The sequence below is a fragment of the Pseudomonas sp. App30 genome, assembly GCF_047947025.1.
Taxonomy (GTDB): Bacteria; Pseudomonadota; Gammaproteobacteria; order Pseudomonadales; family Pseudomonadaceae; genus Aquipseudomonas.
Genome location: NZ_CP133165.1, coordinates 5702602 through 5725916 on the forward strand (window position 1 = coordinate 5702602; position 23315 = coordinate 5725916).

Annotated in this window: 20 protein-coding genes; 10 read left to right on the forward strand and 10 right to left on the reverse strand. The window is 64.6% G+C overall.

Translation table 11 applies throughout. The features are described from left to right. Positions 1-29 precede the first annotated feature (29 nt). From pabB to RAM80_RS26320, 5 genes are all read right to left on the reverse strand, one after another. Positions 30-1373: an aminodeoxychorismate synthase component I gene (pabB, locus tag RAM80_RS26300; RefSeq protein ID WP_416423313.1), complete on the reverse strand. Its 1344-nt coding sequence runs from the start codon at positions 1371-1373 to the stop codon at positions 30-32. Between the two features lie 148 nt (positions 1374-1521). Next, positions 1522-2505: an alpha-L-glutamate ligase-like protein gene (locus RAM80_RS26305; RefSeq protein ID WP_416423314.1), complete on the reverse strand. Its 984-nt coding sequence runs from the start codon at positions 2503-2505 to the stop codon at positions 1522-1524. Then, a complete protein-coding gene (locus RAM80_RS26310) occupies positions 2506-4038 on the reverse strand; it encodes an inactive transglutaminase family protein (RefSeq protein WP_416423315.1) in 1533 nt (510 codons plus the stop codon). It lies immediately after the preceding gene. A gap of 5 nt (positions 4039-4043) precedes the next feature. Further along, positions 4044-4577 carry an ATP-dependent zinc protease gene (locus RAM80_RS26315; protein WP_416423316.1) on the reverse strand — a complete coding sequence of 178 codons (534 nt, stop codon included), beginning with the start codon at positions 4575-4577 and terminating at the stop codon, positions 4044-4046. 88 nt (positions 4578-4665) lie between these two features. Then, positions 4666-5484 carry a pyruvate, water dikinase regulatory protein gene (locus RAM80_RS26320; RefSeq protein ID WP_416423317.1) on the reverse strand — a complete coding sequence of 273 codons (819 nt, stop codon included), beginning with the start codon at positions 5482-5484 and terminating at the stop codon, positions 4666-4668. 179 nt (positions 5485-5663) lie between these two features. Between RAM80_RS26320 and ppsA the strand changes: the two genes are divergently transcribed. The 8 genes from ppsA (at position 5664) to RAM80_RS26360 (ending at position 13771) form a co-directional block, all read left to right on the forward strand. Then, positions 5664-8039, forward strand: coding sequence for a phosphoenolpyruvate synthase (gene ppsA / locus RAM80_RS26325; protein WP_416423318.1), 2376 nt, complete (start codon positions 5664-5666; stop codon positions 8037-8039). 136 nt (positions 8040-8175) lie between these two features. Further along, the gene (locus tag RAM80_RS26330; RefSeq protein WP_416423319.1) at positions 8176-9165 is read left to right on the forward strand and encodes an alpha/beta fold hydrolase; all 990 of its coding nucleotides are present in this window, start codon (positions 8176-8178) and stop codon (positions 9163-9165) included. Between the two features lie 154 nt (positions 9166-9319). Further along, positions 9320-9808, forward strand: a complete 489-nt coding sequence (rraA, locus tag RAM80_RS26335) for a ribonuclease E activity regulator RraA (RefSeq protein ID WP_416423320.1) — start codon at positions 9320-9322, stop codon at positions 9806-9808. A gap of 29 nt (positions 9809-9837) precedes the next feature. Next, positions 9838-10833: a zinc transporter ZntB gene (locus RAM80_RS26340; RefSeq protein WP_416423321.1), complete on the forward strand. Its 996-nt coding sequence runs from the start codon at positions 9838-9840 to the stop codon at positions 10831-10833. 91 nt (positions 10834-10924) lie between these two features. After that, complete coding sequence (locus tag RAM80_RS26345) at positions 10925-11170, forward strand: CrfX protein (protein ID WP_416423322.1); 246 nt, start codon at positions 10925-10927, stop codon at positions 11168-11170. 2 nt (positions 11171-11172) lie between these two features. Beyond that, on the forward strand, positions 11173-11997 hold the full coding sequence (locus RAM80_RS26350; protein ID WP_416423323.1) for a mechanosensitive ion channel family protein: 825 nt from the start codon (positions 11173-11175) through the stop codon (positions 11995-11997). Between the two features lie 90 nt (positions 11998-12087). Then, positions 12088-12678: an RNA polymerase sigma factor SigX gene (sigX, locus tag RAM80_RS26355; protein WP_008368464.1), complete on the forward strand. Its 591-nt coding sequence runs from the start codon at positions 12088-12090 to the stop codon at positions 12676-12678. 109 nt (positions 12679-12787) lie between these two features. After that, the gene (locus RAM80_RS26360; RefSeq protein WP_416423324.1) at positions 12788-13771 is read left to right on the forward strand and encodes an OmpA family protein; all 984 of its coding nucleotides are present in this window, start codon (positions 12788-12790) and stop codon (positions 13769-13771) included. 234 nt (positions 13772-14005) lie between these two features. Here the strand turns inward: RAM80_RS26360 and RAM80_RS26365 are convergent, their stop codons facing one another. The 4 genes from RAM80_RS26365 to RAM80_RS26380 all read right to left on the reverse strand — a co-directional run bounded on the left by RAM80_RS26365 (position 14006) and on the right by RAM80_RS26380 (position 18862). Next, positions 14006-15682: a protein kinase domain-containing protein gene (locus RAM80_RS26365; RefSeq protein ID WP_416423325.1), complete on the reverse strand. Its 1677-nt coding sequence runs from the start codon at positions 15680-15682 to the stop codon at positions 14006-14008. 2 nt (positions 15683-15684) lie between these two features. Then, complete coding sequence (locus RAM80_RS26370; RefSeq protein ID WP_416423326.1) at positions 15685-16896, reverse strand: nitrate/nitrite transporter; 1212 nt, start codon at positions 16894-16896, stop codon at positions 15685-15687. 187 nt (positions 16897-17083) lie between these two features. After that, entirely contained in the window at positions 17084-17659 is a 576-nt protein-coding gene (locus RAM80_RS26375; protein WP_416423327.1) for an ANTAR domain-containing response regulator, read from the reverse strand. Positions 17660-17674: 15 nt separating this feature from the next. Then, a complete protein-coding gene (locus tag RAM80_RS26380; RefSeq protein WP_416423328.1) occupies positions 17675-18862 on the reverse strand; it encodes a CmpA/NrtA family ABC transporter substrate-binding protein in 1188 nt (395 codons plus the stop codon). A 159-nt stretch (positions 18863-19021) separates the two neighbouring features. Between RAM80_RS26380 and RAM80_RS26385 the strand changes: the two genes are divergently transcribed. Continuing rightward, positions 19022-20047 carry a quinone-dependent dihydroorotate dehydrogenase gene (locus RAM80_RS26385; protein ID WP_416423329.1) on the forward strand — a complete coding sequence of 342 codons (1026 nt, stop codon included), beginning with the start codon at positions 19022-19024 and terminating at the stop codon, positions 20045-20047. Positions 20048-20150: 103 nt separating this feature from the next. On the opposite strand, the gene rmf is transcribed toward RAM80_RS26385, so the two are convergent. Further along, positions 20151-20366, reverse strand: coding sequence for a ribosome modulation factor (gene rmf, locus RAM80_RS26390; protein ID WP_008368461.1), 216 nt, complete (start codon positions 20364-20366; stop codon positions 20151-20153). A 538-nt stretch (positions 20367-20904) separates the two neighbouring features. Here rmf and rlmKL point away from each other — a divergent pair. Then, positions 20905-23169, forward strand: a complete 2265-nt coding sequence (gene rlmKL / locus RAM80_RS26395) for a bifunctional 23S rRNA (guanine(2069)-N(7))-methyltransferase RlmK/23S rRNA (guanine(2445)-N(2))-methyltransferase RlmL (protein ID WP_416423330.1) — start codon at positions 20905-20907, stop codon at positions 23167-23169. Positions 23170-23315 lie beyond the last annotated feature (146 nt).

Here is a 23315-nt window from a genome sequence, read left to right on the forward strand (position 1 = left end):
AAAGCTCGCTGGCAAGCCAGCTCCCACATTTACAAGGCGGCGAGGGTGTCCATCAGCACCCTGACCTTGAACACCGACTCGGCATATTCATCTTCCCAGCGCGAATCCGCCACGATGGCGCCACCGCCCCAGCAGCTCACCTGGCCGTCCTTCACCAGCAGGCTGCGGATGGCGATGGAGCTGTCCATGTGCCCGCGCACGTCCAGGTACAGCAGCGAACCGCAGTACAGTGCCCGACGGGTGGGCTCCAGCTCGTCGATGATCTGCATCGAGCGGATCTTCGGTGCGCCGGTGATCGAGCCGCCGGGGAAGCTGCCAGCCAGCAGGTCGAGGCAGTCCTTGCCGTCGGCCAGCTGGCCGATCACGGCGCTGACCATGTGGTGCACGTTGGGGTAGCTTTCCAGGGCGAACAGCTCGGGCACGCGCACCGAGCCGATCTTGCAGGTGCGGCCCAGGTCGTTGCGCAGCAGGTCGACGATCATCAGGTTTTCCGCCCGGTCCTTCAGGCTGGCCAGCAGCTCGCGGCCGTTGGCGGCATCGCGCGCAGGGTCGGCGTCACGCTGGCGGGTGCCCTTGATGGGGCGGGTCTCGACGTGGCCGTCGCTGACCTGCACGAACCGCTCCGGCGACAGGCTGAGGATGGCGCTGCCGTCCTCCAGGGCCAGGAACCCGGAAAACGGCGTCGGGCAGGCCTCGCGCAGGGCGCGGTAGGCGGTCCATGGGTCGCCATGGCAGGGCGCGCGGAAGCGCTGGGTCTGGTTCACCTGGTAGCAGTCGCCGGCGGCGATGTAGGCCTGGATGCGCTCGAACGCGTGGCGGTACTGCTCGGGCGCCAGGTCCGGGCGCATGGGGGCGTCCAGCTTGAACGGGCCGGCCGCGCGGCTGGCGGGCTGGCTGAACAGCGTGGCCAGGCGCTGGCGCTCGTCGGCGCCCACGCTGGGGTGGAACATCAGCTGGCTGCTGCGCAACTCGTGGTCGCTGATCAGCGCCCAGGCGTACAGGCCCAGGTGCGCATCGGGCAGTTGCAGGTCGTCCACGGCCACGCTGGGCAGGTGCTCCAGGCGCCGGCCGAAATCGTAGCTCAGGTAGCCGATCAGCCCACCGGCGAACGGCAGCTCCGTGCCTTGGGGCAGCCGCGCCGGGCCCAGGCGGCCAAGGGCTGCGCGCAGGCGTTGCAGGTAGGCGTCGCCACTTTCATCCGGCAGCGCGCGCAGGGTTTCTATCGGCCAGGCGCTGAGGATGTCGAAGCGCCCGCGCTCGGCGGCCGGCTTGGCGCTGTCCAGCAGGATGGCGCCGGGGGCGTGGCGGATGGCGGCGAACCAGGCGCCGGGGTCGGGGCTGTAGGGCAGGGGTACGACGGAGCAGGTAGGCATGCGGGCGGTGGAACACCATCGAAAAGCGAGGGGGGCGATTGTAGACCTGTGGGCGCGAACTGTGTAGCCGCTGCCATGTGGGAGCTGGCTTGCCAGCGAGCTGTTGGCGGCAAGGCAAAGCTCGCTGGCAAGCCAGCTCCCACAAGTCTCAGGCGGGTGTCGGCACGTGCCCGAACAGCCCCTGGGTAAAGCGCACGCGCTCTGCTGCGCTTTCCGTGAGCCCTTCGGCCGCCAGCTCCGCCAGGCGCGCTTCCACCGCTTCGGTGCGGTGGGTCAGGCCGCAGTCGTTGGCGATCTGGATGTTCAGCCCCGGGCGGGCGTTGAGCTCCAGGATCAACGGGCCTTTTTCCTGGTCCAGCACCATGTCCACGCCGATGTAGCCCAGGCCGCACAGGTCATAGCAGCCGGCGGCCAGCTTCATGAAGCCGTCCCAGTTGGGCAGTTGCACGCCGTCCACCGCGTTGGTGGTGTCGGGGTGCTTGCTGATGATGCTGTTCAGCCAGGTGCCGCGCAGGGTCACGCCGGTGGCCAGGTCCACGCCCACGCCGATGGCGCCCTGGTGCAGGTTGGCCTTGCCGTTGGACTGGCGGGTGGGCAGGCGCAGCATGGCCATCACCGGGTAGCCCATCAGCACGATGATGCGGATGTCCGGCACGCCTTCGTAGCTGATGCTGCGGAAGATCTGGTCGGGGGTGACCCGGTATTCGATCAGCGCGCGGTCGCGGTGGCCACCCAGGGAGTACAGGCCGGTGAGGATGCTGGAAATCTGGTGCTCGATTTCGTCGTGGCTGATGATGCGCCCCGACACCGTGCGGTAGCGCCCCTCGAAGCGGTCGGCCACCACCAGGATGCCGTCGCCGCCGGCGCCCTGGGCCGGCTTGATGACGAAGTCGCTGCGCCCGCCGATGATGGCCGGCAACTGGCTGATTTCCTTCTCGGTGGCAATCACCCCGTACATTTCCGGCACGTGGATGCCGGCGGCGATCGCCCGTTCCTTGGTGATGATCTTGTCATCGACGATAGGGTACAGGCTGCGCTTGTTGTACTTGAGCACGTAGTCGGCGTTGCGCCGGTTGATGCCCATGATGCCCCGCGCCTGCAGGGCTTTCCAGGTCTTGAACAGGCCGAACATTCAGCTGTCCGCCTTGACGAAGGCCTTGAAGCGCAACAGCTCGGTCAGGCGGTAGCCGCGGTAGCGCCCCATGGCCAGCATGAAGCCGACCATGATCAGCAGGATGGCCGGGAAGGTGAACACGAAGTACACCAGCTGCGGCACGGTCATCAGCAGGTGCGCCAGCGAGGCGGCGAACAGCGTGCCGATGGCCACTTTCATGGCATGGCTGCCGCCGCGCTCTTCCCAGGTGATGGACAGGCGCTCGATGGTCATGGTCAGGATCACCATCGGGAACAGCGCCACCGACAGGCCGCGCTCCAGGCCCAGCTTGTGGCTGAACAGGCTGATGGCGGCGATCAGCACCACCACGAAGGTCAGCACCACCGACAGCCGTGGCAGCATCTGCAGCTTCAGGTGCTCGAGGTAGGAGCGCAGCGACAGCCCCAGGGCGGTGATCACCGTGAACAGGGCAATGCCGAAGCCCAGCTGGGTCTCGCGGAACGCCAGGGCGATCAGCACCGGGGTGAAGGTGCCCAGGGTCTGCAGGCCGATCAGGTTGCGCAGGATCAGGATCACCAGCACGCCGATGGGGATCATCACCATGATCATGAACGTCTGCTGGGTCTGCAGCGGCAGGCTGTACAGCGAGTATTCGAGGAAGTCGGCGTCGGTGTTGGCGTCGGTCAGCTTGGCCAGGCGGATGGCGTTCATCTCGCTGTTATTGAGGGTGAAGGTCACCAGGGCCTTCTTGCCGCCTTCCACGCTGATCAGGTTTTCGTCGCCGGTCCACCACACCAGGCGGTCGGCGGGCAGGCCCTGTTCGCCGGTGTCGGGGTTGAAGTACAGCCATTGGCTGCCGTTGAAGCTGCGCAGCCACAGCTCGGGTGCCTGCGGCTGGTCGGCCACCAGGCGGATGGTGTGGACCTTTTCCATGGGCACGTGGGCGATGGACAGCAGCAGGTCGACGATGCTGGCCTTGTGCGCGGTGGACGGGTCGCCCGCCAGCAGCAGCTTGACGTTGTCGTCGCCCAGGTTGTTGACGCGCTTGATGGTCTCGCTGACGAAGGTCTCGACGTCGGCCGAATGCTGGCGGATCGGCGCCAGCAGGGCTTCGGCGGCGATTTTCTCCGGGCCGTCGATGGTCATGCTGTCGCGGAAGGTCGGGCCCTTGATCTTGGGCTTCTCGCTGCTGTAGCGCTTGGTCAGCACCAGGCGGTAGTACAGGGTCTGGTTGCCGCTGGCGCGGCGCGCCGACCAGGTGACCTTGCGGTTGCCGTCGATGCGGTTGACGTTCACCCCGTAGTTATTGGAGATGAAGCTTTCGTTCAGGCTCACGTAGTCGCGGGTCAGCGGTGGCACGAACATCTGGATCTTGACCGGGTCCTTGGGGCTGGCGACGAACTCGACCTTGGCGTCGATGTTCCACAGGTCGTCGGTCTCGTCCTCGGTCATGGGGATGCCGAGCACGAAGATCTGATAGGCCGTGATCGCCAGGCCCAGGGTGACCAGGACGGCGATGAGGACTTTCAGATGGAGGGTAAGCGAACGCATCGGGATTACTCTGCGGTAGGAGCGTTGCGGCAGGCAGGCTTGCCGGCGGCATATTTTAGACTGGGGTCGACCAGCGCATTGAAATGCGTGAGCGCGTCGCTGCCGATCAGCAGCGGGTACTGGAACGCGCTGCGGTCGGTGAGGTTGACCTCGATGTCACGTTCTTCCTGGCCCATGCACACGGCCAGGGTAATGACCGGGCGGGCGGTGTAGTGCTGGCCGGCATCGGCGTCGTAGTCGCCGGCGCGCCGCTTGATATGGGTGACACGCGCCAGGGGGCGCTCGATGGGGTGGCTGTGAGCCGAGTCGATGGCCAGGTAGAAGCGTACCCAGGACTCGCCGTCGCGCTTGAAGCGCTTGATGTCGCGGGCGCTGAGCGAGGCGGTCTTGGCGCCGGTGTCGAGCTTGGCGGCCACCTGCAGGTCGATATCGTCCAGGCGTGCGTATTCGTTGAGGCCGTAGGTGGTCTTTTCGGCGGCCGTGGCAAGGCCTGGGACGAACAGCAGGCAGATCAGGCGGTGCAGAGGCTTGATGGTCATGGTTCCCGGAAATCAGCACCCACGGCGCGGGCGGCGCATTCTAGCATGATGGTTTCATGGCGCCAGCGAACGGGGTGCGGGGTCGGGGTTATTTGAACCGGCGCTCCACGCCTTTCTCTACAAGGATCTTGGCGGAAATCTCTTCAACCGAGAAATGTGTTGAATTGATATTGGGGATGTTCTCGCGGCGAAACAGGTTTTCCACCTCGCGCACCTCGAATTCGCACTGGGCGAAGCTCGAATAGCGGCTGTTGGGCTTGCGTTCGTGGCGGATCGCGGTCAGCCGGTCGGGGTCGATGGTCAGGCCGAACAGCTTGTGCTGGTGGGCCTTGAGGGCTGCCGGCAGCTGCAGGCGCTCCATGTCGTCCTCGGTCAGCGGGTAGTTGGCTGCGCGAATACCGAACTGCATTGCCATGTACAGGCACGTTGGCGTCTTGCCGCAACGGGAAACACCGACCAGAATCAAGTCAGCCTTGTCGTAGTAGTGCGTGCGCGCGCCGTCGTCGTTGTCCAGGGCGAAATTCACCGCCTCGATGCGCTCCATGTAGTTGGAGTTGTGCCCGATGGAGTGGGATTTGCCCACCGAATAGGACGAATGGGCGCTCAGTTCCTGCTCCAGTGGGGCCAGGAAGGTGGAGAAGATGTCGATCATGAAGCCGTTGGAGGTGGCCAGCACCTCGCGGATTTCCTGGTTGACGATGGTATCGAAAATGATCGGTCGCACGCCGTCGCGGTCGGCTGAATCGTTTATCTGCTTGACCATCGTCCGGGCTTTGTCGACGCTGTCGATGTAGGGGCGCGTGAACTTGTTGAACGTAATGTTCTCAAATTGAGCCAGCAGGCTCTGCCCCAGCGTTTCGGCGGTGATACCCGTGCCGTCTGAGATAAAGAAAGCAGATCGTTTCATTTGCGCCTTGGGCCTTAAGCTGGTGACGATTCTTGGATATGATAGGCCGGATTTGTCGGCCTTGATTGCCTGGCATTCTCACTTATTTTCCGGGTCCAGGCCATAAACACTCGGCACCCTCCCAATCGGGAGCTGTACGGGTCCTGAGCTTTTCCAACACAGTTAGTGGAGAGATCACCTTGGTAGAGTACGTAGTTTCCCTCGATAAGCTCGGCAAACACGATGTTGAGCATGTGGGGGGCAAGAACGCATCCCTTGGCGAGATGATCAGCAACCTTGCCGGTGCCGGCGTATCGGTACCCGGTGGCTTTGCCACTACGGCTCAGGCTTACCGCGATTTTCTCGAACAGAGCGGCCTGAACGCTCAGATCCATGCGGCGCTGGACGCCCTGGACGTGGATGACGTGAATGCCCTGGCCAAGACCGGCGCGCAGATCCGCCAGTGGATCATGGACGCCGAGTTCCCCGAACAACTGAACACCGAGATTCGCGCCCACTTCGCCGAACTGTCCAAGGGCAACCCGGACATCGCCGTGGCCGTGCGTTCCTCCGCTACCGCCGAAGACCTGCCCGACGCCTCGTTCGCCGGCCAGCAGGAGACCTTCCTGAACATCCGCGGCGTCGACAACGTCATTCGCGCGGCCAAGGAAGTGTTCGCCTCGCTGTTCAACGACCGCGCCATTTCCTACCGCGTGCACCAGGGCTTCGACCACAAGCTGGTGGCCCTGTCGGCCGGCGTGCAGCGCATGGTGCGTTCGGAAACCGGCACCGCCGGCGTGATGTTCACCCTGGACACCGAATCGGGCTTCCGCGACGTGGTGTTCATCACCGGCGCCTACGGCCTGGGCGAAACCGTGGTGCAGGGTGCGGTCAACCCTGACGAGTTCTACGTGCACAAGCACACCCTGGAAGCGGGCCGCCCGGCCATCCTGCGCCGCAACCTGGGCAGCAAGGCCATCAAGATGATCTACGGCGCCGAGGCCAAGGCCGGCAAGTCGGTGCAGACCGTCGACGTCGACAAGGCCGACCGCGCGCGCTTCTGCCTTACCGACGCGCAGGTCAGCGAGCTGGCCAAGCAGGCCATGATCATCGAGAAGCACTACCAGTGCCCGATGGACATCGAATGGGCCCAGGACGGTGACGACGGCAAGCTGTACATCGTGCAGGCCCGTCCGGAAACCGTGAAAAGCCGCTCCCAGGCCAACGTCATGGAGCGCTACCTGCTGAAAGAGAAGGGCACCGTGCTGGTGGAAGGCCGTGCCATCGGCCAGCGCATCGGCGCCGGCCGCGTGCGCATCATCAAGGACGTGTCCGAGATGGACAAGGTCCAGCCAGGCGACGTGCTGGTCTCCGACATGACCGACCCGGACTGGGAACCGGTGATGAAGCGCGCCAGCGCCATCGTCACCAACCGTGGCGGGCGTACCTGCCACGCGGCCATCATTGCCCGTGAGCTGGGCATTCCAGCCGTCGTGGGTTGCGGCAACGCCACCCAACTGCTGGTCGACGGCCAGGGCGTGACCGTGTCCTGCGCCGAAGGCGACACCGGCTACATCTTCGAGGGCGAACTGGGCTTCGACATCAAGAAGAACTCGGTGGATGCCATGCCGGAGCTGCCGTTCAAGATCATGATGAACGTCGGCAACCCCGACCGCGCCTTCGACTTCGCCCAGCTGCCCAACGCCGGTGTCGGCTTGGCGCGCCTGGAATTCATCATCAACCGTATGATCGGCGTGCACCCCAAGGCGCTGCTGAACTATGACGGCCTGCCAGCCGACATCAAGGACAGCGTCGACAAGCGCATCGCCGGTTACAGCGCCCCCGTGGACTTCTACGTCGACAAGCTGGTCGAGGGCATCAGCACCCTGGCCGCCGCGTTCTGGCCGAAAAAGGTCATCGTGCGCCTGTCGGACTTCAAGTCCAACGAATACGCCAACCTGATCGGCGGCAAGCTGTACGAGCCGGAAGAAGAAAACCCGATGCTGGGCTTCCGTGGCGCCTCGCGCTACATCAGCGAGTCGTTCCGCGAGTGCTTCGAGCTCGAATGCCGCGCCCTCAAGCGCGTGCGCAACGACATGGGCCTGACCAACGTCGAGATCATGGTGCCGTTCGTGCGCACCCTGGGCGAGGCGAGCCAGGTGGTCGACCTGCTGGCCGAGAACGGCCTGGGCCGTGGCGTCAATGGCCTGCGCGTGATCATGATGTGCGAGCTGCCGTCCAACGCGCTGATGGCCGATGAGTTCCTGGAATTCTTCGACGGCTTCTCCATCGGCTCCAACGACATGACCCAGCTGACCCTGGGCCTGGACCGCGATTCGGGTATCATCGCGCACCTGTTCGACGAGCGTAACCCGGCGGTCAAGAAGCTGCTGGCCAGTGCCATTGCCGCCTGCAACAAGGCCGGCAAATACATCGGCATCTGCGGCCAGGGCCCCTCGGACCACCCTGACCTGGCCAAGTGGCTGATGGAGCAGGGCATCGAAAGCGTGTCGCTGAACCCGGATTCCGTGCTGGAAACCTGGTTCTTCCTGGCCGAGGGCCAGGGCGCCGCGTAATAGCTGCAAGGGGCGCAAGCCCCACTCACCCGTAGCAGCTGCCGAAGGCTGCGTCGCTTTGCAAACAGCGACGCAGCCTTCGGCAGCTGCTACGGGTGTTTTTGATCTTCCGTTTATTTTCTGTACAAGAAGTCTTATGCAAAGCAGCAGCAATCTCTTCCCGGTCGCCTTGCTCAGCGCCGAGCGCCGTGGCGACCTGAGCGAAGACGTCTATCGCATCAAGGCTGCCAACAGCCCGGATGCCAGCGTTGAATTGGCCGTGACCCGCCTGGGCCTGGCCGACCAGGCGCAACCTGGCGGCGTGCCCGTCATCCTGCTGCACGGCAGCTTTTCCAACCGGCGCTTCTGGGTGTCGCCCCGCGGCATCGGCCTGGGGGCCTGGCTGGTGCGCGAAGGGTTTGACGTGTGGATTCCGGAAATGCGCGGCCACGGCCTGTCGCCGCGCAACCTGGACTACGCCCGCAACCGCGTCGCCGACTACGCCCGCTACGACCTGCCGGTGATCGGCGCGTTCGTGCAGGAGCAGACCGGCCGCGCGCCGCACTGGATCGGCCATTCCCTGGGCGGCATCAGCCTGGCGGCCGCCCTGGGCGGTGGTTACCTGCCGCAGGACAACGTCGCCTCGGCAGCGTTGTTCGGCTGCCAGGTCAGCCGCACCTACTGGCCGCTGAAAATGCCACCGGTGGAATGGAGCGCACGCCTGCTGCTCAAGCGTTTCGCCCACATTTCCGGCTCGCGCCTCAAGCGCGGCCCCGAGGACGAGCCCATCGGCCTGGCCCTGGAGGCCATGCGCTGGTATGGCCTGTTCGGCCGCTTTGGCGACGGCAAGCAAGACTGGTGGGCGGGCCTGGCCGAGGTGCAGGTGCCGTTGCTGGCAGTGACCGCCAGCGCTGACCACCAGGACCCGCCGTGGGCCTGCCGCAAGCTGTTCGAGGCCTTTGGTGGCGACCAGCGCCAGTTCGTGCAACTGGGCCGCGACCACGGCTTCGCCGACAACTTCGGCCACGTCGAGATGCTGGTCAGCAAGGCCGCCCAGGCCGAGGTCTGGCCGCTGGTGGGGCGTTGGCTGCACAACCCCCACGCGCCGTTGCTGGCGCAGGCGCAGGAAGTGCCCGTGGGTGCGTGACTTCACGGTCAGCGGTGGGGCGGCTAAGCTATGTCGATTGCGCGTGCGTTGGCAACGACGCACGCAGGGTGTAAACGCAGGGCAGGCCGGCTCGTTCCTACAGTAGCGGTCGCCTTTTCGATCGACCGTGTCTTGAGCTGACAGGAGTTACCCCATGCATTACCTCACTCCCGATTTGTGCGATGCCTACCCCGAGCTGGTCAAGGTGCTGGAACCCATGTTCAGCAACTTCGGCGGGCGCGATTCCTTCGGTGGCGAAATCGTCACCATCAAGTGCTTCGAGGACAACTCCCTGGTCAAGGCCCAGGTGGAGTTGAACGGCAAGGGCAAGGTGCTGGTAGTGGATGGCGGCGGCTCGCTGCGCTGCGCGTTGCTGGGCGACATGCTGGCGGACAAGGCCGCCAAGAGCGGTTGGGAAGGGCTGGTGATCTACGGTTGCATCCGCGACGTCGACGCCATCGCCCAGACCGACGTCGGCGTGCAGGCCCTGGCCAGCCACCCGCTGCGTACGGAAAAGCGTGGCCTGGGCGACCTGAACGTGCCGGTGACCTTCGCCGGTGTCACGTTCAAGCCGGGAGAATTCATCTACGCCGACAACAATGGCGTTATCGTGTCCCCCAGCGCATTGAAAATGCCGAGTTAAGCGGTTCGCAATCAATCATCGGGGTGTGGATGTTCGAGGAAGAAAACGCGCAGTGGGGCCTGGTGCAGGCCCTGGTGCTCGACGGTAAAGGTGGTGCGCGGCAGATCGCCCGCGCGCAGTTGGATGAGCTGGTACTGGAACCGCAGGAAAGCCTTTGGCTGCACTGGGACCGTGGCCATCCGCAAACCCAGGCGTGGTTGCGCAACGACAGCGGGCTGAACGAGTTCAGCTGTGACCTGCTGCTGGAGGAAAACACCCGGCCGCGGCTGCTGCCGTTGCCCGATGACCAGCTGCTGCTGTTCCTGCGCGGCGTCAACCTCAACCCCGGTGCCGAGCCCGAGGACATGGTCTCGGTGCGTATCTTCGCCGAAGCCCGCCGGGTGATCTCCCTGCGCCTGCGCCCGCTGCGCGCCACCGACGAGCTGATGGTGCTGCTGCAGCAGGGCCGTGGCCCGCGTACCTCCTCCGAACTCATCCTCTACCTGGCCCAGTACCTCACCGAGAAGGTGCAGACCCTGGTGGGCGAGCTGAGCGAGGTGGTCGACGACGAGGAAGACAAGATCGACGCCGACGAGCAATACACCCCCGAACACGGCAGCATCCTGCAGATTCGCCGGCGCGCCGCCGGGCTGCGGCGTTTCCTGGCGCCGCAGCGGGAAATCTTCGGCCAGCTGTCGCGCAACAAATTGCCGTGGTTCGTCGACGACGACGCGGACTACTGGAACGAGCTGAACAACAGCCTCACCCGTTACCTCGAAGAGCTGGAGCTGACCCGCGAGCGCGTGGGCCTGGTGCTGGAGGCGGAGGACCGGCGCCTGAACGAGCGCATGAACCGCACCATGTACCGTTTCGGCATCATCACCTGTATCTTCCTGCCCATGAGTTTCCTGACCGGGCTGCTGGGTATCAACGTCGGTGGCATTCCGCTGAACACCAGCCCGTATGGCTTCCTGGTGGCGTGCACGCTGATGGTGCTGCTGGGCGTGGGGCAATGGTGGCTGTTTCGTCGATTGCGTTGGGTTTAGGCGCCGTTCAGGACACATATGGTTGCATATGCCTGCCGGATCGATGTGACCCGCCTGCGACAGCTCTCGTCTTTGACTGATAATTCGTGAGGTGCGTATGCACGATCCGTTTGAAGAATCACTGCGTGACATGCTCAAGGCGTCTTCCTCCCCAGGGCGGGATGACGACGCCTGCCTGGGGCGTGTCCTCAAGACTGCCAATCGGCAAGTCGGCGCCGGCGATCTGTTCAGCCTGATGGGCCGTTGGCTGCAGGCCTTCATGATCGCCGTGGAAAATGGATCGGGTCATGTGGCGCCAGTCTCGCGACGCAAACCCACTGCTGATAAGGCTGATTGACTATGCAACTTGATCTCTGGACTCAGAGCCTGGTGACGGCCATGACCGCACTCTGGACGAAGGTCGCGAATTTCATCCCCAACCTGTTCGGTGCGTTGGTGGTGCTGCTGCTGGGCTTTGTCGTGGCCAAGCTGCTCGATACCCTGTTGTCCAAGCTGCTGGCCAAGCTGGGCCTGGACCGCCTGATGGCAGGCACCGGGTTGACCAAGCTGATGAGCCGCGGCGGCATCCAGGTGCCGATTTCCACCCTGGTGGGCAAGATCGTCTACTGGTTCGTGTTGCTGATTTTCCTGGTTTCTGCGGCCGAATCCCTTGGCTTGCAGCGAGTTTCAGCTACGCTCGACATGCTGGCGCTCTATTTGCCGAAGGTTTTCGGTGGCGCGCTGGTGCTGTTGGTCGGCGTGCTGCTGGCGCAACTGGTGAACGGCCTGGTGCGCGGCGCGGCCGAAGGCGTGGGGCTGGACTACTCGGCAGGGCTTGGGCGAGTGGCTCAGTGGCTGGTCATTGTCATCAGTATCTCGGTGGCCATTAGCCAGCTCGAGGTCAAGACCGACCTGCTGAACCACGTCATCGTCATTGTTTTGATTACCGTTGGTCTGGCCGTTGCATTGGCCATGGGCCTCGGCAGCAAGGAAATCGCCGGGCAGATCCTGGCAGGAATTTACGTGCGGGAGTTGTACCAGGTGGGGCAACAAGTGCGAATTGGAGAGGTTGAAGGCCAGATCGAGGAGATCGGCACGGTCAAGACGACGGTGCTGACCGACGACGGGGAATTGGTTTCCCTGTCGAATCGGATCCTCTTGGAGCAGCGGGTTAGTAGCCGCTGAGCCGGCAAATTCTGCTACTGTATGCCGCCGCAAAATGGCCCGGGTGTCGGGCCATGGTGGATATTGACCTGACTGTCGGCCCGACTTGTTTTGAATAAAGTTCATTCGTTGCCCCTGCGTTACGACCCCCGCACGCTCACAGACGAGGAGCTGGTGGCGCGTTCGCATGTGGAGCTTTTTCACGTCACCCGTGCCTACGAAGAGCTGATGAGGCGCTATCAGCGAACCCTGTTCAACGTGTGTGCGAGATATTTAGGGAACGATCGTGATGCTGACGATGTCTGTCAGGAGGTGATGTTGAAGGTGTTGTACGGTCTGAAGAATTTCGAGGGTAAATCGAAGTTCAAGACCTGGCTCTACAGCATCACCTACAACGAATGTATCACGCAGTACCGTAAGGAACGGCGCAAGCGCCGCCTCATGGATGCATTGAGCCTCGACCCGCTCGAGGAGGCATCCGAAGAGAAGGCGCCGAAACCGGAGGAGCGTGGTGGATTGGATCGTTGGCTGATACATGTCAACCCGATCGACCGAGAAATACTTGTGCTTCGATTCGTCGCAGAGCTTGAGTTTCAAGAGATCGCGGACATCATGCACATGGGTTTGAGCGCGACGAAAATGCGATACAAACGTGCGCTCGACAAGCTACGTGAGAAATTTGCAGGTATCGCCGAAACTTAGTTCGGTGCAAATATCTCTAACGTGGGGGCTAGTTCTGCTAGACTGGCCGCCGAGTTGTCCCCCGTGTAAGGGGGTACTGCTTAACAATCACCAGATGGGGATTTAACGGATGAAACTGAAAAACACCTTAGGCATTGCCATTGGTTCTCTTGTTGCCGCAACTTCTTTCGGCGCTTTGGCACAAGGCCAAGGCGCGGTCGAAGGTGAAGCCTTCTACCAGAAGAACTACAACGACAGCGTCAAGCACGTCGAAGACGGCCGTACTGCCGGCGCTTCGCTGGGCTACTTCCTGACCGACGACGTTGAAGTCATCCTGGGCTACGGCAAGACCAACTACACTCGTTCGAACGATGGTACTGGCAGCCAGAAAATCCACGGTGACACTGGCTCCCTGACCGCCATGTACCACTTCGGTACTGTCGGCGACGCCATTCGTCCGTACGTTTCCGGTGGCTTCGCTCACCAGAGCCTGAGCAACGTGCAAGCTGACGGCCACAGCGGTCGCGACAGCTCCACCTTCGCTACCATCGGCGCTGGCGCCAAGTGGTACATCACCGACAACCTGTACGCTCGTGCCGGTATCGATGCTGACTACAAACTGGACAACGGCAAGTGGGACTACGCTCCTACCATCGGCCTGGGTGTGAACTTCGGCGGTAACGGCGGCAAGGCTCCGGCTCCTGCTCCAGCACCAGCTCCAGCTCCAGTTGCTGAAGAGCCAGCTCCAGCTCCAGCTCCAGAAGTCGTTCGCGTTCAGCTGGACGTGAAATTCGACTTCAACAAGTCGGTCGTCAAGCCAAACAGCTATGCTGACATCAAGAACCTGGCTGACTTCATGAAGCAGTACCCACAGACCACTACTCGTGTTGAAGGCCACACCGACAACGTCGGTCCAGACGCCTACAACCAGAAGCTGTCTGAGCGTCGTGCCCTGGCCGTTAAAAACGTACTGGTCAACCAGTACGGCGTGCAAGGCAACCGTGTTGACTCGATCGGCTACGGCAAAACCCGTCCAGTCGCTGACAACTCGACTGACGCTGGTCGCGCTACTAACCGTCGCGTAGAAGCTGAAGTAGAAGCTCAATCCAAGTAATTGGATAAAGCTTGAAAAAAACCCGGCCTAGGCCGGGTTTTTTTTCGCCTGCGGGTTCCGCGCATCCCCGTAGCAGCTGCCGCAGGCTGCGTCCGGATGCGCCGCGGTGTGCCGGCAACAGCGCGGCGCCTTGGACGCGGCCTTGGGCCGCTGCTACAGAAACCGCGATGCGGCGGGCTGCCCATCCCTGTAGCAGCTGCCGCAGGCTGCGTCCGGCTCGCCGCGCAGCTGGCGTCAAGCGTGCTGCAACACCCACACCAGCAGCACCAGGTTCACCAGCAGCGACCCCAGCGCCAACCCCCGCCACACCCTCAGCGGTTCACGCTGCAGCAACGGCAAGGCACGCGGTTGCAGGCCCTGCCTTTCACCCTGTTCCAGCACCAGCAGCCATTCCTCTGCCGTCTCGAAGCGCTGCGTCGGGTCGGCCGTCACGCTGCGCGCCAGCATGGCGTCCAGCCAGTCGGGCACGTCGGGGCGGTAGCGGTGGGCATTGGCCGGGACGCCGAAGCGCGGGTGCTGGAAGGCCTCGATTTCGCCGTAGGGGTAGTGGCCGGTCAATAGCTGGTACAGGCACACGCCTGCGGCGTACAGGTCCTGTTGTGGCGACGGAGGCGCGCCGCTGAAACACTCCGGCGCCAGGTAGCTCGGGGTGCCGGGCAGGGCGTTGGGGCTGTCGCTGGACAGGCCGGGGCTGTACGCCAGGCCGAAGTCCAGCAGGCGCAGCTCGCCGTCGTCGCCCAGCAGCAGGTTCTCCGGCTTGATGTCACGGTGGATGATGTTGCGCCGGTGCAGCGCCCCCAGCGCCCGCAACAAGCCCTGGGCAACCGCCTGCCAGTGCGCCAGGGGCAGCGGCCCCTGGTGTGCCAGGCACTGGGCCAGGGTTTGGCCGGGGTAGTCACGCATCACGTAGTACAGGTGCTGGCGGCCGGGCAGGGCGTGCACCTGGGGGAAGTGGCGGCCGGCCACGCGGCGCAGGAACCATTCCTCCATCAGCAGCGCCTGCTGCGCGCCCGCCTCGTCGTGGCGTTCGGCCGGCAGTGTCTTCAACAGCCAGCGCTGGCCCTGGCTGTCCTCGACCCGGTACAGCAGCGATTGCCGGCTCTGGGCCAATGGCGCCACCACCGTCCAGCCCTCGAACACCTGGCCGGGCTTGAGCGTGCGCGGCAGCGGCCATTGCCGCAGCTGGTGCAAGGTGTCGCCAAGGTTGTCGGCGCCACGTTTGTCGATACGTACCAGCAGGGCGCTGGCGTTGTCCTGGCTGCCGGCCAGGTGGGCGGCGCTCACCAGGGTCTGGGCCGCCTGGTCGAGGTGGCCCACGTGGTCGGCCAGCACCGCGGCAATCTGGGTGTTGCCCAAGGTCGCCCACACGCCGTCGCTGAGCAGCAGGAACACTTCGCCGTCCTGCAGTTCACCCTCCTGATAGTCCACCACCAGGTGCCGGTCCAGGCCCAAGGCGCGGGTCAGCACGTGCTCCATGCCCGCCGACTCCCACACATGGTCTTCGCTGATCTGCCGCAACTGGCCCGGTTGCCAGCGGTACACCCGGCAATCGCCGACATGGGCGAGGGTGAAGCGCTGGCCGCGCAGCACCACGGCGCTGAGGGTGGTCAGCAGCGGCTGGCCGCCGCCGTTGGCTTGTAGCCAGCGGTTCTGGGCGCTGAGCAGGCGGTCGAGGGACTGGGCCACGCCCCAGGTCTGCGGCGTGGCGTAGTAATCCAGGGCCAGGGCCTGCAGCGTGGCGCGCGCCGCCAGGCCGCCGTCGGCGCACTGGCTGACGCCGTCGGCCAGGGCGAACAGGTAGCCCTTGCTGGCAGCCAGTTCCGGCGCCGGGGTGACCAGGCGCAGGGCATCCTGGTTTTCCGCGCGTGGCCCGCAGGCGCTGGCCTGGGCACAGCTCAATTGCAAGGGCATGGTCAGACCCGCGCCGCAGTAACGGCGGCCGAGCCCCAGGTGGTGCGCCAGCGGCGCTTGACCCCGTGCAGGCCGAACCAGGCCACCACCGCCAGGGCGGCGAACAGCCACAGGCCCCACTGGTAGTCGCCGGTGTGCTGCTTGATCGCCCCCAAACCTGCGGCCAGCAGGAAGCCGCCGATGCCGCCGGCCATGCCCACCAGGCCGGTCATCACGCCGATCTCCAGGCGGAACCGTTGCGGCACCAGCTGGAACACCGCACCGTTACCGGCGCCCAGGCCGAGCATGGCGCCGACGAACAGCGCCAGCGCCGCGTAGGAATTACCCAGGTGGAAGCCCACGGCGGCGATGCAGATCGCGGCCACGCTGTACATCGCCAGCAGGCTGCGGATGCCGCCGAAACGGTCGGCCAGTGCACCACCCAGGGGCCGCATCATGCTGCCGCCGAACACGCAGGCGGCGGTGTAGTAGCCCGCCGTCACCGGGCTCAGGCCGTACTGGTCGTTGAAGTAGCCGGGCAGGGCGCTGGCCAGGCCGATGAAGCCGCCGAACGTCACGCTGTAGAAGAACATGAACCACCAGCTGTCACGGTCGCCCAGGGCCTTGAGGTAATCCGCCACGGCCTTGGGCTTGGGCCGTTGCGGGGCGTTGCGGGCCAGCAGGCTGAACGCCAGCAACACGGCCAGCAGTGGCAGCAGGGCGAAACCGAAGACATTGTTCCAGCCGAACGCCGCGGCCAGCGCCGGGGCGAACAACGCGGCGAAAACCGTGCCCGAGTTGCCGGCCCCGGCGATGCCCATCGCCTTGCCCTGGTGCTGGGCGGGGTACCACTGCGAGGCCAGCGGCAGCGACACTGCGAACGAGGCACCCGCCACGCCCAGGCCCACGCCCAGCAGCAACGCCTGCTCGTAGCTGTGGATGCCGAAATGCCAGGCGCAGAACAGCGCCACGATCACCGTACACTGGCCGATCAGGCCAGCGGTCTTGGGCGACAGGCGATCCACCAGCACGCCCATCACCAGGCGCAGGATGGCTCCGGCAAGGATCGGCGTGGCGACGATCAGGCCGCGTTGCTGGGTGGTCAATTGCAGGTCGTTGGCGATCTGCACGGCCAACGGGCCCAGCAGGTACCAGACCATGAAGCTCAGATCGAAATACAGGAAGGCGGCGAACAGCGTAGGGGCATGGCCGGATTTCCAGAAGCTTGTGCTCATCGAACACCTCGACAGGGGGCAGCAGGGGCCGAAAACGAAAAAACGCCGCAACCCGGCTCGCCAGGGCGAGAGGGTGTGCGACGTCTTTGTCGTTCAATGTGGGGGCAACCGCCGTTGGCTACCTGGCTGATACAAAGCAAATCCCGGGCCAGCCCCCACGCGCGTTCTTACGGAACAAGGGTGGGGATCAGCCCAGCAGTTCGCTCATGGCAATGATCTGCTCCGCCACCTGGATCAGCTTCTGCTGGCGGCTCATGGCCTGCCGGCGCATCAGGGTGTAGGCCTCCTCTTCCTTGCAGTCCTTCATCTTCATCAGCAGCCCCTTGGCCAGCTCGATGCGCTTGCGCTCGGCCAGCTGCTGGTCGCGGGCCTGCAGTTGCGCGCGCAGGGCCTGGTCGCTCTCGAAGCGGGCCATGGCCACGTCAAGGATCGGCTGTAGCCGCTGGGCCTGGATGCCTTCGACGATGTAGGCGCTGACCCCGGACTTGATCGCCTGGCGCATTACCTGCGGGTCGTGTTCGTCGGTGAACATCACAATGGGGCGCGGCTGGTCACGGCTCACCAGCACCACTTGCTCCATCACATCGCGGCCCGGTGACTCGGTATCGATCAGAATGACATCCGGGCGCACCGTTTCGACGCGCGCCGGCAGGTCGATGGTCAGGCCCGACTCGTCGATCACCTCGAAACCGGCTTCCACCAACGCCGACTTGAGGCGCCCGACCTTGCGCGGGGTGTCGTTGATCAACAGGATACGCAGCATAGTGGTCGTCTCCCGTCAGTCATCGGCCAAGGCATGCAGGGCGAAGCTGCGCGCGTAGCCGGCGGGGTCGCTGCCGTCCCAGACCTTGCCATCGATCAGTTGGCTGCTGCGCAGATCATCAGGGGCCACTGGCACACCGACACTGGCGGCTGCGCTGCGGTACAGCGCGGTCTGCTGCACTTGCCGGGCGATGCCCAGGTAGTCCGGGTCATGGCGCAGCAGGCCCCAGCGGCGGAACTGGGTCATGAACCACATGGCGTCGGACAGCCACGGCTGGTTGACGCTGCCGCCGGCGAAGAAGCGCAGGGCGTGGGGGTCATGCCAGTGGTGGCCCAGGCCGTCGTCGTAGTTGCCCAGCAGACGCGGCTCGATGGCGGTCAGTGGTGCGTCCAGGTACTCCGCGCCGCTGAGCAGCTGCGCGGTGCCGCGCAGGTTTTCCGGGCTCTGCTCGATGAAGCGGCTGGCCTGCAGCACGCTGGCCACCAGGGCGCGGGCGCTGTTGGGGTGCTGGTCGACGAAGGCCTGGGTGCACGCCAGCACCTTCTCCGGGTGGTCGGGCCAGATCGCTTGGCTGGTGCTGAGGGTGAAGCCCAGGCCCTGGTCCACGGCGCTGGCGGCCCAGGGCTCGCCCACGCAGAAGCCGTCGATTCGCTCGGCGCGCAGGTGCGCCACCATCTGCGGCGGGGGGACCACCACGCTGTCGACGTCGTCGAGCGGGTGGATGCCCTGGGCGGCCAGCCAGTAATACAGCCATAGGGCGTGGGTGCCGGTGGGGAAGGTCTGGGCGAAGGTCAGGCGCGCACCTTGCTGGTGCGCGTGGCGCGCCAGTGCCTCGGGGCTGGTCACGCCAACGGCCTGCAGGGTGGGTGACAGGTTGATGCTCTGGCCGTTCTGGTTGAGGCCCATCAGCACCGCCATGTCGCTGGCCGGGGTGCCGCCTATGCCCAAGTGCACGGCGTAGACCATGCCGTACAGGCTGTGGGCAGCGTCCAGTTCGCCACTCAACAGTTTGTCGCGCAGCCCGGCCCAGGACGCCTGGCGGTGCAGGTTCAGGGTCAGGCCGTGGGGCTGGGCGAAGCCTTGGGTGGCGGCGACCACCAGCGGGGCGCAGTCAGTGAGGGCCATGTAGCCGATGTTCAGGCTGGTTATCTCCGGCGCATCGCTGCCGGCCACCCAGGCCAGGGGGGTGTGGGGCTCGGTCATGGTGGGGGTCCGTGTAAAAGTACCCAATGTGACGCAAGAGGTATGCCAGTGCACCGGGACGGTGCTGGATGCGGACGCCGCCTGCGGCAGCTGCTACGGGGGCGTAAATGTGGCTATAATGCCGGCCCCCGACGATCTTCCAACGAGTCATGCCTGCCCATGTATAACCTGGCCCGCCAGCTGTTGTTCAAACTCTCTCCGGAAACCTCCCACGACCTGTCCCTGGACCTGATCGGCGCAGGTGGCCGCCTGGGGCTCAACGGCTTGCTGACCAAGGCGCCGGCGCGCCTGCCCGTGACCGTCATGGGCCTTGCGTTCGACAACCCGGTGGGCCTGGCCGCAGGCCTGGACAAGAACGGCGCGGCCATCGACGGTTTCGCCCAGCTGGGCTTCGGCTTCGTCGAGATCGGCACGGTGACCCCGCGCCCGCAGCCGGGCAACCCCAAGCCGCGCATCTTCCGCCTGCCTGAAGCCACCGCCATCATCAACCGCATGGGCTTCAACAACCTGGGCGTCGACAACCTGCTGAACCGCGTGCGCGCGTCGCAGTACAAGGGCGTGCTGGGCATCAACATCGGCAAGAACTTCGACACCCCGGTGGAGCGCGCCGTCGACGACTACCTGATCTGCCTGGACAAGGTCTACGCCCACGCCAGCTATATCACCGTCAACGTCAGCTCGCCCAACACCCCGGGCCTGCGCAGCCTGCAGTTCGGCGAGTCGCTCAAGCAGCTGCTCGACGCCCTGGCAGCACGCCGCGAAGTGCTGGCCGTGCAGCACGGCAAGCGCGTGCCGGTGGCGATCAAGATCGCCCCGGACATGAGCGACGAGGAAACCGTGCAAGTGGCCCAGGCGCTGCTGGCCTCCGGCATGGACGCGGTCATCGCCACCAACACCACCCTGGGCCGTGAAGGCGTCGAGGGCCTGGCACACGGTGACGAGGCGGGCGGTTTGTCGGGCGCGCCGGTGCGCGAGAAGAGCACCCACATCGTCAAGGTGCTGGCCGGCGAGCTGGCCGGGCGCATGCCGATCATCGCGGTGGGCGGTATCACCGAAGGCAAGCACGCGGCCGAGAAAATCGCCGCCGGCGCCAGCCTGGTGCAGCTGTACTCGGGCTTCATCTACAAGGGCCCGGCGCTGATCCGCGAGGCGGTGGACGCCATCGCCGCGCTGCCACGAGGCTGAAGGCATAAAAAAGGGGCCCTCGAAGGGGCCCCTGGGCTCTCGCCCGCCGCCCGTTAGGGCGCGCATGGTTGATCACGAAAATGTAAGAGAAAAATCGTCCTCGTCAGCCGACCGCGTGAAGTTCGTTGAGTCTGTGGATACCCGCAGTGCCGGTCATACCGTCCCAGTTGTCGCCGCGTCCTTCACGCCAGCCATTGATCCAGGCTTGACGAACTGACGGTAGAGTAAAAGGGCAAAGCTCACGGGATTTGCCATGGATGCCATATTGGTATCCGCGTAAAAATGCTCGTTCCAACGGATCACGCTTAAGTCTTCTCATAGGGTGTTGCCCTCGTCTGTTGACTGTTATGTCCCGTCGGCCTCGTCTGAGGCCGGGCAGAGTCTTTCTGCCGGTTTTGGATGCTCGCTGCCGGCGTGGCGAGCAGTGGTGCCGTACCATTGCGATGCGGCCTGTAGGGATTTCTAAACAATGCGTTCTTCCGTGTGAACGACCGTTTTGTCATAAGGACGTAACGATTATGGTGTCTCGACCATAAGTAAAAGGATGCTTCAAAGGCCAGCGGGGGTTAAACCCGGCTATGATCAGCCTTGCAGCCCCAGTAATGGGACGTTGCCATCAGGGATTGATGGCTAAATGCTTTTCAGTATTAAACGACGAAGGGTCATTTTCAGGCCCGTCGTTTTGCAGAATTTTTTTCTGCCGGGGCGATCAAAGGCTGTTCCACAGCCGATTTCCAGTCCCGGCGGTCGACACCACGGTGGTGTCACACGGGCGCTTCCACAGAAAAGCGCCTGGTTAAACTCGGGAAGGGTGATGCGTTGCCCTTCCATTTATGGCTCATGCCCCTGGATACCCCATGTCGGATCGTTACGAACTCTTCCTCACCTGCCCCAAGGGCCTCGAAGGCCTGCTTGCTGAGGAAGCCACCGCGCTTGGCCTCGAAGACACCCGCGAACACACCTCCGCCGTGCGCGGCATGGCCGACATGGAAACGGCCTACCGCCTGTGCCTGTGGTCGCGCCTGGGCAACCGCGTGCTGCTGGTGCTCAAGCGCTTCGCCATGAAGGACGCCGAAGACCTGTACCACGGCGTGCACGACGTGGACTGGCAGGACCACCTGCTGCCCGACGGCACCCTGGCGGTGGAGTTCAGCGGCCATGGCTCGGGCATCGACAACACCCACTTCGGCGCCCTGAAGGTCAAGGACGCCATCGTCGACAAGCTGCGCACCCCCGAGGGCGAGCGCCCCAGCGTCGACAAGCTCAACCCCGACCTGCGCGTGCACCTGCGCCTGGACCGTGGCGAAGCCATTCTGTCCCTGGACCTGTCCGGCCACAGCCTGCACCAGCGCGGCTACCGCCTGCAGCAAGGCGCGGCGCCGCTGAAGGAAAACCTGGCGGCGGCGATCCTGATCCGTTCCGGCTGGCCGCGCATTGCTGCCGAAGGCGGCGCGCTGGCCGACCCGATGTGCGGCGTGGGCACCTTCCTGGTGGAAGCGGCGATGATCGCCGCCGACATCGCCCCCAACCTCAAGCGCACCCGCTGGGGCTTCAGCGCCTGGCTGGGTCACGTGCCGGCCTTGTGGCGCAAGCTGCACGACGAGGCGCTGGCCCGTGCCGACGCCGGCCTGGCCAAGCCACCGCTGTGGATCCGCGGCTACGAAGCTGACCCGCGCCTGATCCAGCCTGGCCGCAACAACGTCGAGCGTGCCGGCCTCAGTGACTGGATCAAGATCTACCAGGGCGAAGTCGCGACCTTCGAGCCGCGCCCGGACCAGAACCAGAAAGGCCTGGTGATCTGCAACCCTCCCTACGGCGAGCGCCTGGGTGACGAGGCCAGCCTGCTGTACCTCTACCAGAACCTCGGCGAGCGCCTGCGCCAGGCCTGCCTGAACTGGGAAGCGGCGGTGTTCACCGGCGCCCCGGACCTGGGCAAGCGCATGGGCATTCGCAGCCACAAACAATACTCGTTCTGGAACGGCGCGCTGCCGTGCAAGCTGCTGCTGATCAAGGTGCTGCCCGATCAGTTCGTCACCGGCGAGCGTCGCACCGCCGAGCAGCGCCAGCTGGAACGTGAGCAGGCCGACGAGCAGGCCACCCAGCCGGCTGCCGACCCGTACGCGCGCGTCAACAAGAACGGCAACCCGATCAAGCCGGCACCGGTTGTGGTCGAGCAGGCGCGCCTGAGCGAAGGCGGGCAGATGTTCGCCAACCGCCTGCAGAAGAACCTCAAGCAGCTGGGCAAGTGGGCCCGCCGCGAGAAGGTCGACTGCTACCGCGTGTATGACGCCGACATGCCCGAGTACGCCCTGGCCATCGACCTGTACCACGACTGGGTCCACGTGCAGGAATACGCCGCGCCGAAATCCATCGACCCGGAAAAGGCCCAGGCCCGCCTGTTCGACGCCCTGGCCGCCATTCCCCAGGCGCTGGGCATCGACAAGAGCCGCGTGATCATCAAGCGCCGCGAGCGCCAGAGCGGTACCAAGCAATACGAGCGCCAGAGCGCCCAGGGCCAGTTCACCGAAGTGCAGGAAGGCGGCATCAAGCTGCTGGTGAACCTCACCGACTACCTGGACACCGGCCTGTTCCTGGACCACCGGCCGATGCGCCTGCGCATCCAGCGCGAGGCGGCCGGCAAGCGCTTCCTCAACCTGTTCTGCTACACCGCCACGGCCAGCGTGCACGCGGCCAAGGGCGGCGCGCGCAGCACCACCAGCGTCGACCTGTCGAAAACCTACCTGGACTGGGCGCGCCGCAACCTGTCGCTGAACGGTTTCTCCGACAAGAACCGCCTGGAGCAGGGTGACGTGATGGCGTGGCTGGCGGCCAACCGCGAGGAATACGACCTGATCTTCATCGATCCGCCGACCTTCTCCAACTCCAAGCGCATGGAAGGCGTGTTCGACGTGCAGCGCGACCACGTCGAGCTGCTGGACCTGGCCGTGGCGCGCCTGGCCAAGGACGGGGTGCTGTATTTCTCCAACAACTTCCGCAAGTTCCAGCTCGACGAGCACCTGGGCGAGCGTTACCAGGTGGAAGAAATCAGCGCCCAGACCCTGGACCCGGACTTCGCCCGCAACAGCAAGATTCACCGCGCCTGGAAAATTCAGGCCCGATGAACGGTAGCCCGCGCCAGTCCTGACTGTCGTACATTTTGGCTACATCGCGAAAGGGCTCCCATGGAGCCCTTTTTGCTGCACCCCATGATCAACAATTTCGCTTGATGACTCACTAGGCAAACTACTGGCAAATAGCTATAACTGAG